Below are 14,305 nucleotides of genomic sequence, written 5' to 3'. Positions count from 1 at the left end.
AGATTCTAGTTTATAAAAACCTTTAATACCAAGGTACAAAGCGAAAATACGAAATTGTCCTCGCTATGCCAATGCAATTAATTGAAAGAAATGTATTTTAGCATAAATCTTTTTGTTTGGCACTACTTTATTCCATAGGAATTTACATTGCTGGTTTTGTTATTAAACTTTTGGCGCTTTTTAATTCAAAATTGAAAATGGGTGTCGTTGGGAGAAGTGAGACGTTCTCAAAGCTTAAAAATGCCTTAAGTTCAAATGACAGGACGTTTTGGTTTCACTGCGCATCACTAGGAGAATACGAACAGGGGCTACCCGTTTTTGAAGCTTTAAAAAGCAAATACCCAAATCATAAAGTTGTATTATCCTTTTTTTCGCCATCAGGTTATGAGGTAAGACAAAACACAAAAATTGCCGATGTTGTCGTTTATCTTCCAATGGACACTAAACCAAATGCCAAAAACTTTCTTGACATTGTAAATCCAGACTACATCATTTTTGTGAAATATGAAATCTGGCCAAATTTTCTATCTGAAATAAAAAAGAGAACCTCAAAAGCCATTCTTATTTCAGCTGTTTTTAGGAATTCTCAAAGCTTTTTTAAATGGTACGGTGGTTTTATGACTTCATCACTATTTGCGTTCAATCATATTTTTACACAAGATGAGAATTCTGCAGCACTTCTTAAAAAAACAGGATATAGTACGGTTTCAGTTTCTGGTGATACACGCTTCGATCGTGTATTAAATCAATTAAACACAAATAATACTATTTCGTTTATTGAGGCTTTTAAAAAAGATAAAACATGTGTCGTTTTTGGTAGCACTTGGCCTGATGATGACAAATTATATTTAAACTTTATAAACGATTACTCTAATCGGGAAAGCAAATTTATTATTGCGCCTCATAATATAAAGTCTGCTTATATAGCTTCACTAAAGTCTCAACTTAGAGTGAAAACAATAAGCTACTCAGAGATGAATGATAAAGACCTGTCGCAATACAACGTATTTATTTTAGACACTATTGGTTATTTGAGTAAAGTATATAGTTATGCCGATATTGCCTATGTAGGAGGTGCCGCTGGAAGAACGGGTCTACACAATGTTTTAGAACCTGCAGTTTTTGGTGTTCCAATAATTATTGGTGAAAATTATGATAAATTTCCTGAAGCCAAAACCCTGATAGACTTAAATGGTATAAAGAGCGTTTCAAGTTCCATGGATTTTGAATCTACGATAAATACTTTGATAACTGATATTACTTTCAGAAAAGAACAAGGAAGCATTAATGAAGCCTTTATTAAAGAAAATCAAGGTGCCGTCATCCAGATCCTAGACTATATTCGTATATAAACATGTTGCACGACTAATAAGTCTTGAAATTTTGTTAAAGTTTCATTGAATTTGTTATTTTAGTGCATTAACAACAATTAACACTAAAACTATTAAAATGAAAAAAGTTGTATTAAGTTTAGCCTTAGTTGCATTTTTAGGCTTATCATTAAATTCTTGTAGAGACACAAAAGAAAAGGCAGAAGATGCAGTAGAAGATGCTGCAGATGCTGCGGGTGATGCTATGGATGACGCTGCAGACGCTGCAGGTGATGCTGTAGATAGCGTTAAGGATGCTGCAAGTGATGCTGCTGATGCTGCAGGAGACGCAGTTGATGGTGCTGTAGATGCGGCAGGTGATGCTGTAGATAACGTAAAAGAAGGCGCAAAAGACATGGCTAATGATGCTAAAGAAGCGGCAGGTGATGCTGTAGATAAAGCAAAAGAAGCTGGTAAAGATGCGGTAGATAAAGCTGCTGATAAAGTAAAAGGAAATTAAGAAAAGCCCTTTAAAAAATAGAAAAGCCTGATTTTATCAGGCTTTTTTTATATCCTACATCTAAATAGTAGATTCACTGAATTTAAGTTCACTAGGCACAACAATTGTTTGTAGTGTATGATTTTCTGTGTTTAAGTTGTCTATTAAAAGGGTCACAGACATTTCGCCAATTTCAAAAGCTTTTTGATGGATAATAGAAATTTTTGGGCTGGATAACAGATGTGTATGCTCATATCCAAATCCTATAACAGATAAGTCTCTTGGAATGGATTTCCCAAGTTTTTTAGCCATGTTTATGGCAATGACCCCTGTAATATGGTCTATGGATATGATGGCATCTGTCTTTCCATTATCCTTTAGATATTCATATATCTTATCTTCAACATCTTCTACATTATCTAATTTCAATATATTTGGTTGTAGATTGGCTTCTTCCAAAGCTTTCCGATAACCTTTAGTTCTAAGTTTACCAACACTCAATTCTTCTATATTACTTACCAGAAGGATATTTTTTCTTTTCTCCTTTTTTATTAAATACTCAGTAGCTTCATAAACAGATTGAAAATCATCAACAATAACTTTATCGCAAATAATCTCATTGACCACTCTATCAAACATTAATACCGGAATTTTGTTATCAATTACAGACTTAATATGTCCTGATTCTTCCTCAACTTGACTCTCTCTTGCAACGGCCATAATAAAACCATCAACACTCCCGTTAGATAGCAACTCCAAGCTACGTAATTCTTTTCCTAAAGATTCGTTAGAAAGACAAACTATAATATCATAGTCGCTACTAGTAGCTGCTGTTTCGATACCATGTAATACTTCTGCAAAAAAGGGATTAGTAACGGTAGGAAGTATTACGCCTATTGTTTTCGTCTTATTTGTCTTCAGTTGCTGAGCAATTCTATTTGGTTTATAATTGAGTTTTTCTGCTAACTCATAAACTCTTTTCTTAGTGTTCTCACTAATTTCATGACTATCGTTTAACGCCTTAGAAACGGTAGAAACTGAAATATTCAGAAGTTTTGCTAATTCTTTTAGTGTTGTCATGTTGTTTCTATTTAAGAATCTGACTTAAAGCCTTATTTACTGAATCAACAGGTAATTTACAAGTTCCATTTACACAGACGTAAATTAAGGTTTTATCTTCGATAAATTTATTTTTAAGTAAAGGTAGGGTGCTCTCAGTTGTTGCTCCTGAAATAAGAATATTTGGTATATAGTACGTTTTAAGCGCTTTCAATTTAGTATTCGCATCTTTTCCAGAAATGGCAACTTCATAATATGGATTTGAATAATTTAAATATAAAGACATCCAGTTGGTATAAACCGATGGAATTTCTAGCATCTCATCATTTACATTCTTAAGCATTTGATTGCCCAATTTCAAATACGTTTTGTCTGAATAGTAATGTCCCAGCTTAAATAAGTTCTCTGCCAAAACGGAATTTGAAGATGGAATTACGTTGTCATAAACCTCAGTTTTTCTAGTAATTAAATTAGTAGAACTATCTGAAGTAAAGTAGAACATACTACTTTCCTTATTTAAAAAGTTTTCTATTGTGTAATCCAGCAATACTTTAGATGAATCCAGCCATTTTTCATTTAAAGTAGTTTGGTAAAGTTCTATAAATGCTGATATCACATGCGCATAATCCTCAGAAAATCCATCAATAGTGCTTTTACCATTCTTATAGCTATGGTATAATGCGCCATCACTAGACAATTGATTATTGATAATAAAATTGGCATTATCCGTAGCTTTTTTAAGGTAAGCTTTACTACCAATAGCATTAAAAGCGTCTATATACGCTTTTAGCATTAATGCATTCCATGATGTTAGAACCTTATCGTCTAGCTTTGGTTTATGCCTTTTATATCTGACTGCCATAAGTTTTTGTTTCCAACTTTCTTTTTTGGCATCAAAATTTTCGAAACTTAAATCATGAGCTTCCGTAAATATTGAATCGTTAGCCGTTCTATATAAAACATATAAATCGTTTTCCCATTTCCCTTTAGCATTGATGTTGTAATAATCTTTAAATAACTCGAAATCATCACCAAGTAAAGATTGCAGTTCATCCTGTGTCCAAGTATAATATACGCCTTCTTCAAGCTCACCTTGTGAGTTTTCACTATCGGCATCTAAAGAAGAAAAAAATGCGCCTTCTTTTGTTAAAAATTCCGAATCTACAAAGTTTAGCGTTTCCTCCACAATCTCCTTAAAATCAATGTTTTTCGTGAGTTGATAAGCTTTTGAATACAAACTTACTAATTGCGCATTATCATAAAGCATTTTTTCAAAATGCGGAATATGCCATTTGTCATCAACTGAGTACCTAGAAAAGCCTCCTTCTATTTGATCGTAAATACCGCCATTTGCCATTTTAGTCAAAGTAGTAACCACATAATCCTTTAGTTGATCATTATTGGTTTGAAAGCTATAGCGCAGTAAAAAATCCAGATGACTTGAAGATGGGAATTTGGGAGATCCCTTTTGCCCACCATCTTTAAAATCTAAAGATTTAGTAAATTCTTTAACAGCTACTCCTAATAATTCGGTATCAAAATCTACGCGTTCTTTTTTTACAGTAATTAAATCTGAATTTCTTACACCTTCAGTGAGTTTCTCTGCAAAAGAAATAACTTTTTTTGGATCTTTTTGATACAAACTAGACATATCCTTTAGAATCTTTATCCATTGTGCTTTGGTGAAGTAAGTACCTCCAAAAACTGGTCTACCATCAGGTAAGGTAATACAATTTAAAGGCCATCCTCCACTTCCTGTCATTAGTTGAACCGCATTCATATATATCTGATCAATATCGGGTCGCTCTTCTCTATCTACTTTAATATTAATAAAATTATCATTCATCAATTTGGCCACAGAATCATTTTCAAAACTCTCTTCTTCCATAACATGACACCAATGGCAAGCTGAATAACCTACTGAAATTACTATTAACTTATTTTGATCTTTTGCTAATTGAAGCGCGTCATCATTCCAAGCTTTCCAATCTACAGGATTATAAGCATGTTGTAATAAATAAGGGCTGGTTTCATTGATTAAAGCGTTGGATTTCTTTCCTTCACTCTTAGAAATGGATGTATTACTTTGAGAGCAGCCCAAAAGAAAAATCATTAGAGTGATATAATAGACTGCCTTATTTGTCATTGTATTCTTTTTAGTAAAATTAAAATATTTCACTATGTATCTAATAAAAAAGCGTGCTTAAATATAAACACGCTTTTAAAAATCATTAAGATGTTATAATCTAATTCTTTATTAACTTAATAGTTTTAGAACCGTTAATTCCACTGATTTTAGCCATGTAAATACCGTCATTTAAACCTGAAGCATCGATAGCTACTTCAGTTGAATTAGGGCTTAGACTTAGTACTTGTTTTCCTAAAATATCAAAAACTTGAATGCTTACAATGCTTTCACTATCTGTTTTGACGTTCCAAAATTCACTTGATGGATTTGGAGAAATACTAATTTCAGATAATTCAAAGTCATTTGTAGATAAACTACTGTTCACTGTAAAAATTATATTATCAAAAAATACGATTCCACCTTGGGCAACGGATTGCATAAATGGATCAACTTTCCATTGAAACAGATTAGCCTCGGAAAAGCCTTGTCCAGTAAAATAGGTCATTGGAATTTCTACTTTTGTCCAAACCTCATTAACAACAGCTTCATTTGTACCTACTTCATAGTTGAATTCTTGAACACCACCATCATTATCAATTAAGACAAATCTAAACCCTGGTGTTCCTGAAGACGCCCAATAATCAAATGACACAAAGTCGTAAGCCGATATATCGTCTGGACCACCTTCACCTTGTCCCCATCCAGCTACAGTAAAATTCATTTTCAACGCATTGTTAACTCCTGCGGTAGGATCTAAATCTACATCTCCTTGTGAGGTTCCAAAAGCGTAGGCTACAGGAAAGATAGTTGAATAACTATTAGTGTCGTTATAGATACTATATACTTCCCCATCAGGTGCATTTGGTACAGGTGCAGCTGTAGATGGCTCTGGATCTGGAGCAATAACTGCACCATTTGGACCATCAATGTCATCTATATAATAAGTACCTGTAGCTGTATTCCCTGCTCCTGAGTCCGTGAAAATCACGAGAACAGGATATTCGTTGCCTAGTCCTGCTCCAAAGTCAACACTTACCGTTTGCCAACCAGCAACGTTGGTATCAAAAAATAGCTCTGTTGCACCAGAAGATCCTCCCTCTAATTTTAATAGGTGAGTACGCGTTGTTGCATCTGGGGCCCAGATATCTAAAGTAATTGTGTTGTTATTATCATCGGATAAATCAACATAAGTATCTAAATTAATGGCTGCTCCGTCAAAATCAACACCAGCACCTATCATTTCTAATACCTGGTTTCCAGCATCTGTAGGGTCCGTAACAACGCTTGCCGCTGTACCGTTAAAACCTCCAAAGGCATCGTCTTCCGCAACTTCGAAATCGAGAGGTAAGGATTGGGCGAAACCAAAGGTTGTGAAAATTAGTGTTAAACACAAAAAAGTAATTTTTTTCATAATCGTTATTTTTAGTTATTGTTTATATTCACAATTATTGATTTTCAAAATTGTGGTTTTCTTAAAATTATATATAAAATATTGAATTTTTCACAATATTACCTTAACAAAAAACATACATGCTCTTAAAAATTATTTTCTAAAAGATATCCAGCCAAACGCCTTCAAATAAAGGGAGTTCAGGTGATATACCCTATACACTCGTATTCCCTAATAGTCTTTTATGTATGGGTATTGTTGTGTTATTGCCATATCTTTTTTGCGAAAATGTTAATACTTTAATTTTTCAACTTTATCCCAAAGTCCCCAAAAAGCACCAACATCGCCTTCTCCTCCCACTTTCCAGGACTCATCAAATGACGAAAAATAGAAAATTTCTATATCTTCTTCTTGAGACCATTTCTGTGTATTGATAAAATACTTGATCGCATTTTCTTCTGTTGGAAATGCACCTTGTAAACTTGTGCCTTCGCTTGGCCATCCCGTTTCTGTAATGATTACTTTTTTACCATTACCAGCTCGTAAGGCCTTGTTGTACATATCTTTCATGTAAAGCAGAGAATAATCTAAATCACAGCCTTCCCAAAACGGATAACAATTAGCCAAAATAACGTCGCAGGCATCAGTGATGGCCGGACGCTCTTGAAACTCATAGTACGCATCAACATACCCGACAGGAATATTCAAGTTCTTAATCGAGTCTTTCACGTAGTAAAGTTTATCTAAAAGCTCGTCTTCACTTAAATCCCCTCTATACATGACTTCGTTACCTACGGCAGCAATATCCACAGCACCTTGATGACATAAACTGATTAAGCTTTCCAATTCTTTTTTGTTGATTTCAGGATCATCCCCTAACCAAGCACCAACTAAGGTTTGCATTCCCATATCCTTGGCAATCTTAGGTATAAATTCATTACCATCTGTACAGGAAAAAGAACGAATCCACTTGGTATAGGGCTTTACTATTTCCAATCTTCGCCGCACTTGCTCCTCAGATAATTGGTCTCCTGGCTCTTGCCCTTCTTCATAAGGACTAGAACATAAACCATGCATGCCAGAATCCAATACTTCTTTGAATAGATTTCTTAAGTCTTCAATAGACTTACCCTTATAATCCATGGAGGCCAATGCAAAAAATTTCTCTTCTCTAAAAGACATAAACTGATGCGAATATTCTAACTGTATTTGAGTTTCTCATGCTTATCCCAAAGTCCCCAATAGGCACCTACTTCACCTTCTGGTCCAACTTTCCAGGACTCATCAAACGATGAGAAGTAAAAGATTGGAATATCATTTTCTTTAGTCCAACGCATAGCATCTATAAAATACTTCATTGACGCTTCTTCGCCTGCTACAGCACCTTTATGACCACCACCTTGACTAGGCCATCCTGTTTCCGTAATAATAATTGGCTTTCCTTGAGCCGCATCGACTACCTGACCATACATAGCCTGCATATGACCTAAAGCATATTCAATTGGACACCCTTCCCAATACGGATATAAATTTGCCAATATCACATCCGTCTGCTCCACTAGGATCGGATGGCGAGAAAATTCATAATAAGCATCTACATAACCAACAGGAATATTCATTCCTGAAAGTGCTTCTTTGACACGTCGTATATAATCCACTAGTTCCTCTAAACTCAAATCGTTGCGATATAATACTTCATTTCCGACCGCTGCAACATCCACACAACCTTCTTTGGCCAACTGAATTAGACCTTCAATCTCTTGTTCGTTATCATCTTTATCGTCTCCCAACCAAGCACCAACTAAGGTTTTAACACCATGCTTTTTAGATAACCTTGCAACATGTTCGTTCCCCTCAATACAAGAAAATGATCGTATCCATTTCGAATAAGGCTTAAGTAGTTTTACACGACGTTCTACTTGTTGCTCTGTGATAGTATCTCCTGGTCTTTGACCATCTTCATACATACTAAAACAAATACCGTGCATACCACTCTCCAAGGTTTGCTGCCATAGCGCCTTTAATTCGTCTAAACTATATGTTGACAGGTCAATACCTTCGGTTGTTATTTGGCTATAACCTGTCGTTTTAAAATATGATTCTTCTCTATAGGACATTTTTTAGTTTTTGTTTTTCTCAATCTATAATTCTCCGCGTCGCTCAACAAGCTCAGCCTTTATCTCTCTAGCTCTTTCTTCGTTTAAGTTATATTTCCACATTACCCATACTGCCAATGCAGCTGTTAACGAAGGTACTATGATATCTGCTATTCTTAGATTATTCATTGTTTCTATTGATTGTTCAGTAATGTTAGGATCAAATCCAACAATACTTAGGATAAGTCCACCTAAAACAAGAGCTATTGATTGACCGATTTTAACCATCAACCAATAAATAGCACCAAACGTACCTTCTTTTCTAGGCATACCGTTTTCTAGTTCATCTAAATCACAAACATCCGCTGTCATGGACATCATCAAAGTAAATAACCCGCCCATTCCAAAAGCAAATAGTGGAATTGGAGCAAATATTAACCAAGGTACTTCAGTTCCAGGATCAATACTAAACCAAGACATTCCAATACTATCAAGAACTGGATTTAAACTCTCAAAAATTGAATTTACTCCTGAATTTAAACTTTTACCTAAGCCTGTTTGATTAAATTGACTATTTAAATCCTTATCAAATCCCCACCATTTTAAAATATAACCTACTATTGATAGAACAGTAGATATTATAAAAGCCTTCTTCTTACCCCATTTGTTTGCCATCTTAGAGATAATAGGAATTACTATAAAAGCTGTAATAATTGCATTAATCGTGTTAAACCAAGCTGGCCAAGTACCTGCCATTTCATAACTCCCACTATACATGTAGAATACTATAATAAAGACGCCAAATGCTGCTACTAATTGAAACCCATTAAAAACCAAGAATGTTGCTCCACACAACTTCATAAACGGTTTATTTTTTGAAACTTGTAGAATTCCTGCCCATAACTCTTTCATATTCGCGGCGAGACTCTTAAAATTAATTTCTTTTCTATTCTCCATATGGGAAGAGTCAATACCCTTACAAAACAATGCTGGCAGAATTCCAAACACTATACACATAGCACCAACGATAAGAGCCATAGTTCTTACACCTTCTGTCTGTGTATTGAAAGTATTTGTATCAGGGATAATAACATACAACCAAGGCACTATCATCCACGCAATTTGCCCCATGGTGTTTGAGAATGCCATTAAACGAGTACGCTCATTATAATCTGAGGTCATTTCGTAACCTAAACCAACTAGAGGAGTAGCAAACATGGTGTTACCAATAAGGAATAATAACTGGAGTACCATAACATGCCAAATTATATATGACTGTGATGCATCATCATCGATTTGCCACATTAAAAAGAACAAAATTCCACTTATAATTGCGCCGACAAAAATGTAAGGTCTTCGTCGTCCCCATTTAGATTTAGTATTGTCCGATATAAAACCCATTATTGGGTCGGTAATTGAATCAAAAATCCTAGGTAAACCTCCTAAAAGTCCAGCCCATAATGGATCAACTCCCCAAGCAGTTAAAAGGAAGAATTGGATAAAAACCCCAAGTGTACCAGGTAATATATTTAATATAAAATGACCAGCTCCAAATGCTGATTTTTGGCCAATTGGGACCTTATCTTTTGCTGCTGTTTTTACTTGCGACATATCTTATTAGTATTTAGTTAGTTATATATCCGAAAGCTTTCTTAGGGCTTAGGTATTAAAATAGTTTGAAGTGCTTTCTCACTTATTTTAATTTGTATTGTTTTGTCATTAAGACTTAAATCGAAATTCTTGGCTGTATCGCCTTCATTAAAAACCACTACAGCAATAGATCCATCTGGATTTTTGGCTGCTGTAACCATTAAGGCTTCATCTGTATTCTTTATATCAATGACTTTGGCATCAGGACGTATGTACTTACTAAAATGTGCCATAGTATAGTATAATGGTGTAAAATACACTTCATCCTTGTCTGGGTCTACAATTACAGGAGCAATGCACCAGTTTTTGAACCAATTTGGACCACCTTTTGTATCAAGTACCATATTCCAATCTACCCATCCATCAACCCAGTTGTTCAAACAACCTATGATATCTCTAGCATAACGATTTACGGGTGCATATTTTGGATGTAAATGTTTGTCTTTTTCTGGTGCCCAAGTAAATCCCCAATCGGTAGCTTCTTTTTTAAAATACCATGCATCGTCTTTCCAAACAGGAGTCTCCGCATCTACACATGCCTCCGACTGAATTAAAAGTTTGTTAGGCGCTTTATTGTGAGCATACTGTAGTTCTTCTGGAAACACTTCAAACGTACTCGCATACCAATGAATAGCTGTACCATCAAAGTACTTAGAAGTTTCATCATTTTTATACTGAGAATCTACCCATTCCTTTAAATGCTCCCTGTTTTGGTCATAACCCAAAATTTTAAGGTCACCTTTTCCGTCCGCTTCAAGTTTTGGTCCCAAATGATTGACTACAAAGTTGGTCATTTCATCAGGAGAATAGTGCATACTTTCCCAGTTGTTACCATTTCCTAATGGTTCATTCTCCACTGTGAATCCCCAAATATCGATGCCTTCTGCTTTGTAGGCGTCTACATATTTAGAGAAAAACAAAGCCCAAGCATCATAATATTCAGGCAATAATTTACCGCCAACCCATTTATTATTGTCTTTCATCCAAGGGGCTGCCGTCCAAGGCGAACCAAAAATTTTAAATCCATCCGCAGATGCTGCCATGGCATCTTTTATAAACGGGATGAGATCATCTTTATCCTCTTCAATTGTGAAATGTTCAAGATTTTTATCGCCTACAACTGGAGTGTAAGAATAATTGCTTACCGAAAAATCACAAGAATTCATATGTGTTCTGGTTAGGGAATAATTAGCTCCTTCTGAACTGAAATAAGCATTAATAATTTTTGTACGATTCTCTTTACTTAATTTATTTAATAAATATGCTGAAGCTTCTGTAAATGCACCTCCAAAACCAGTTATTGTCTGATATTCTTTCTCCGGATTTAAAACAATTTTTGAAGCATTTTCTGAAACTGAAAAATCTTTAATGGGTGTCAACTTATTACCACTGGCAGATGTTTCATAAACCTGCACCTCTAATTGCTCTTGTTTTTCAGCACAGCTCATAAGCATAAAGACTAAAAATAAGATTGAACTATATCGAATGACTTTCATGATATTATAAATTCTATTTATGTACTAGCATTTCTTCTTCAGTTGGTGGAACCAAAACATCTTTCATCAAGGCTTCCTTATCACCAGAGTACGTTTTTTTAATTGGTTTTCCATTTCTTGTCAATCCCTTAAAAACGCCTTTATCGACCATATCCCAAAGTGCGAATTTCGCCTTACCATCAACTGTAAAGAGTCCAAAATGATTCTCCGAACCTTCCGGGTTGTTTGCATCTTTCCAAGGCTCATCAAAACCTTCAAAATAGAAACAAGCTATTCTATTTTCATTTGTATAATCTCTAATCAAATCATAGAATTTAGCCTCTTTATATTCGTCTGTAGCTTTAGAGCCCTTTGGACCATAGAAACTATTTGATAGTGTTGCCCAACCTGTTTCTCCAATATGGATTGGTTTATCAGCACCTATACTTTTCATATAATTGAACACGCCTTTGTATTGTGCTTTTGAATAGTCTAAGGAACGATTCATTGCAGCATCAATCTTTTCTATGCTTGATAATTCGTTCTCATGTTCTGGAGCATACCAAAACGCCGGATTGTAATGCGTGTCATGCATTGGGTAGGTATGCATAGATATAAAGTCTACGGCTCTTATTAAGCTGTTTAAATCTTCAACATGATACTGGTCTTCTCCACCTCCCCAAGATGCAAAATTATCTGAGCTGGTAATCCATAAATCCTTTGGCAACTTTCCTTGAGTCTTAAAGTTTTGAAGATGGTTTACCCACTTTAGAATAATACCTGGCTCTACATAATATTGCGCTTGCCACTTTACCATAGCTTCGTTACCAACAGCGATAACCTTAACGATATCTGGATATTGATTAGCCAAAGAGACAGCTTTATCAATTTCAGTGGCATTAGCTTCACTCTCTTCATTATGAATAGGCTCTTGATCTGAAAATGCATTTTTACAACTTATCCATGCACCTAGCATAACGTACATTTCAAAATCAGGATCCTCTTTCTTTAATTCTGAAATGGCCTTTAACACATTGGAAGCATGAGGTAAATACACTTTATAGGTACGAATTATTCCAACACCCATTGCAGACAATAGTTTCATGTCTTCTTTAAGTTCTTCTATTGTTGGTTCTATATCATGATCGACATTTCTATAGCCTCCATAAGACATAGCCAAATACTTCGGATTGCCCAAAATATCCTTTGCTGATAATTGACGTTCGGTTTGTTCTTGTTCTTTCAATTTAGGGGAATCTTTACATGACCAAATGAATATTGAAATAATCATAGTTATTAATATGTATTTACTCAATTTCATTTTTAATCTTCTTTATCAGTTCGTTTTAATTTATGCTTACTCACTATTCTTAATTCTTAATGAACAGCCTTTTATTTTACAACTATTTACCTAGCCATTATCTCTTGTTCAGATGGCGGTACCAAAACATCTTTTAAAAGTGCTTCTTTCTCACCATTATAAGTTTTAGTAATTGGATTCCCATTTCGTGTTAGACCATCAAAAATTCCTTTATCTACCAAATCCCAAATAGGGTATTTCGCCTTTCCATCAATCGTAAATAATCCGAAATGATTTTCAGAACCTAAAACATTCTTCGCATCTTTCCATTGCTCATTAAATGCTTCAAAATAAAAACAAGAAATACCTGCTCTATTTGTCCATTTTCTCATCATGGCATGGTATAACCCCTGTTTGTATTCGTCTGTTGCCCTAGAACCATTATTTCCGTAATGACCATTTGATACCGTAGCCCAGCCCGTCTCACCAATATGAATTGGTTTATTAACTCCTAAGCTTTTCATATAATTAGTGACACTATCGTAGTGTTTTTGAGCAAACTTAATAGCACGTTCCATAGCCATTTCAATCTTGGTAGTATCGGGCATATTTTTATGCGCTTCTGGAACTCCCCAAAACTCTGGATTGTAATGCGAATTATGATAAGGATAGGTATGCATCGAAATATAATCCACAGCCTTAATCAGCTGATTTAAATCTTCTACATGATATTGTTCTTCTCCACCTCCCCAAGATGCAAAATCGTCTGAACTGGTAATCCATAAATCTTTTGGTAGCTTACCTTGTTTTTTTAAGTCCTGCAAATGGTTAACCCATTTTAAAATGACATTAGGTTGAACATAATAAGAGGTTGCCCATTTCACCATAGCTTCGTTACCAACAGCGATAACCTTAACAATATCTGGATATTGATTAGCTAAAGCCACAGCTCTTTCTATCTCGCCTGCATTATTTGGACTTTCCACATCATGATTAGGCACCTTGTCTGTCCATGCATTTAGACAATCGATCCAAGCACCAAGCATCACATACATCTCAAAACTATCATCTTCTTTTTTAAGTTCGGTTATCGCTTTTAATACATTTGAAGCATGGGGAAGTTTTGGTTGAACATTATAGGTTCTTAGAACTTTTATGTCCATTGCTGATAGGATTCTTAAATCTTCTTTCAGTTCTTTTATTGTAGGTTGACTGTCTCTCGACTTTTTGCGATAACCGCCATATGAAATGGCCTGATAATCCGGATTTCCTAATATATCTTTAGCTGTCACTTCTTTCTTAATTTGGGTTGAAGACGTTTCGTCTTTTTTATTTTCATTGCAAGCCGTCATGAACACAAGAGATAAAACAAAAAATATAAGAACTCCTTTTCTCATG

11 protein-coding genes are annotated in these 14,305 nt (G+C 35.0%); 2 read left to right on the top strand and 9 right to left on the bottom strand.

Features of this window, described 5'->3' with window-relative positions; translation table 11 throughout:
• Positions 1-116 precede the first annotated feature (116 nt).
• Together H7F21_RS14565 and H7F21_RS14560 are read left to right on the top strand one after the other, a co-directional pair.
• Positions 117-1,352 carry a 3-deoxy-D-manno-octulosonic acid transferase gene (locus H7F21_RS14565; protein ID WP_246431498.1) on the top strand — a complete coding sequence of 412 codons (1,236 nt, stop codon included), beginning with the start codon at positions 117-119 and terminating at the stop codon, positions 1,350-1,352.
• Between the two features lie 97 nt (positions 1,353-1,449).
• On the top strand, positions 1,450-1,830 hold the full coding sequence (locus H7F21_RS14560; protein WP_185790040.1) for a hypothetical protein: 381 nt from the start codon (positions 1,450-1,452) through the stop codon (positions 1,828-1,830).
• Positions 1,831-1,890: 60 nt separating this feature from the next.
• On the opposite strand, the gene H7F21_RS14555 is transcribed toward H7F21_RS14560, so the two are convergent.
• From H7F21_RS14555 to H7F21_RS14515, 9 genes are all read right to left on the bottom strand, one after another.
• Positions 1,891-2,889, bottom strand: a complete 999-nt coding sequence (locus tag H7F21_RS14555) for a LacI family DNA-binding transcriptional regulator (protein WP_185790039.1) — start codon at positions 2,887-2,889, stop codon at positions 1,891-1,893.
• A gap of 7 nt (positions 2,890-2,896) precedes the next feature.
• Positions 2,897-5,014, bottom strand: coding sequence for a thioredoxin domain-containing protein (locus H7F21_RS14550; RefSeq protein WP_185790038.1), 2,118 nt, complete (start codon positions 5,012-5,014; stop codon positions 2,897-2,899).
• A 100-nt stretch (positions 5,015-5,114) separates the two neighbouring features.
• The gene (locus H7F21_RS14545) at positions 5,115-6,407 is read right to left on the bottom strand and encodes a T9SS type A sorting domain-containing protein (protein WP_185790037.1); all 1,293 of its coding nucleotides are present in this window, start codon (positions 6,405-6,407) and stop codon (positions 5,115-5,117) included.
• 270 nt (positions 6,408-6,677) lie between these two features.
• A complete protein-coding gene (locus H7F21_RS14540; protein WP_185790036.1) occupies positions 6,678-7,568 on the bottom strand; it encodes a glycoside hydrolase family 17 protein in 891 nt (296 codons plus the stop codon).
• 17 nt (positions 7,569-7,585) lie between these two features.
• Entirely contained in the window at positions 7,586-8,503 is a 918-nt protein-coding gene (locus tag H7F21_RS14535; protein ID WP_185790035.1) for a glycoside hydrolase family 17 protein, read from the bottom strand.
• A 24-nt stretch (positions 8,504-8,527) separates the two neighbouring features.
• Positions 8,528-10,093 carry an MFS transporter gene (locus H7F21_RS14530; RefSeq protein WP_185790034.1) on the bottom strand — a complete coding sequence of 522 codons (1,566 nt, stop codon included), beginning with the start codon at positions 10,091-10,093 and terminating at the stop codon, positions 8,528-8,530.
• A 41-nt stretch (positions 10,094-10,134) separates the two neighbouring features.
• Entirely contained in the window at positions 10,135-11,628 is a 1,494-nt protein-coding gene (locus tag H7F21_RS14525) for a glycoside hydrolase family 30 protein (RefSeq protein ID WP_185790033.1), read from the bottom strand.
• Between the two features lie 13 nt (positions 11,629-11,641).
• Positions 11,642-12,928, bottom strand: coding sequence for a glycoside hydrolase family 17 protein (locus tag H7F21_RS14520; RefSeq protein WP_185790032.1), 1,287 nt, complete (start codon positions 12,926-12,928; stop codon positions 11,642-11,644).
• An 86-nt stretch (positions 12,929-13,014) separates the two neighbouring features.
• On the bottom strand, positions 13,015-14,304 hold the full coding sequence (locus tag H7F21_RS14515; protein WP_185790031.1) for a glycosyl hydrolase family 17 protein: 1,290 nt from the start codon (positions 14,302-14,304) through the stop codon (positions 13,015-13,017).
• Position 14,305: the final 1 nt, after the last annotated feature.

Origin of the sequence: Winogradskyella flava (assembly GCF_014243395.1) — a bacterium.
Classification (GTDB): domain Bacteria; phylum Bacteroidota; class Bacteroidia; order Flavobacteriales; family Flavobacteriaceae; genus Winogradskyella; species Winogradskyella flava.
The sequence above is the reverse complement of the archived record's forward strand: the minus strand, read 5'-3'. Positions and strand labels throughout refer to the sequence as shown.

What these genes read in the sequence shown, in the direction of transcription:
- H7F21_RS14550 (WP_185790038.1), bottom strand. Translation starts at nt 5,014, where the DNA reads ATGACAAATAAGGCAGTCTATTATATCACTCTAATGATTTTTCTTTTG.
- H7F21_RS14545 (WP_185790037.1), bottom strand. Translation starts at nt 6,407, where the DNA reads ATGAAAAAAATTACTTTTTTGTGTTTAACACTAATTTTCACAACCTTT.
- H7F21_RS14520 (WP_185790032.1), bottom strand. Translation starts at nt 12,928, where the DNA reads ATGAAATTGAGTAAATACATATTAATAACTATGATTATTTCAATATTC.
- H7F21_RS14525 (WP_185790033.1), bottom strand. Translation starts at nt 11,628, where the DNA reads ATGAAAGTCATTCGATATAGTTCAATCTTATTTTTAGTCTTTATGCTT.
- H7F21_RS14515 (WP_185790031.1), bottom strand. Translation starts at nt 14,304, where the DNA reads ATGAGAAAAGGAGTTCTTATATTTTTTGTTTTATCTCTTGTGTTCATG.
- H7F21_RS14540 (WP_185790036.1), bottom strand. Translation starts at nt 7,568, where the DNA reads ATGTCTTTTAGAGAAGAGAAATTTTTTGCATTGGCCTCCATGGATTAT.
- H7F21_RS14530 (WP_185790034.1), bottom strand. Translation starts at nt 10,093, where the DNA reads ATGTCGCAAGTAAAAACAGCAGCAAAAGATAAGGTCCCAATTGGCCAA.
- H7F21_RS14555 (WP_185790039.1), bottom strand. Translation starts at nt 2,889, where the DNA reads ATGACAACACTAAAAGAATTAGCAAAACTTCTGAATATTTCAGTTTCT.
- H7F21_RS14560 (WP_185790040.1), top strand. Translation starts at nt 1,450, where the DNA reads ATGAAAAAAGTTGTATTAAGTTTAGCCTTAGTTGCATTTTTAGGCTTA.
- H7F21_RS14535 (WP_185790035.1), bottom strand. Translation starts at nt 8,503, where the DNA reads ATGTCCTATAGAGAAGAATCATATTTTAAAACGACAGGTTATAGCCAA.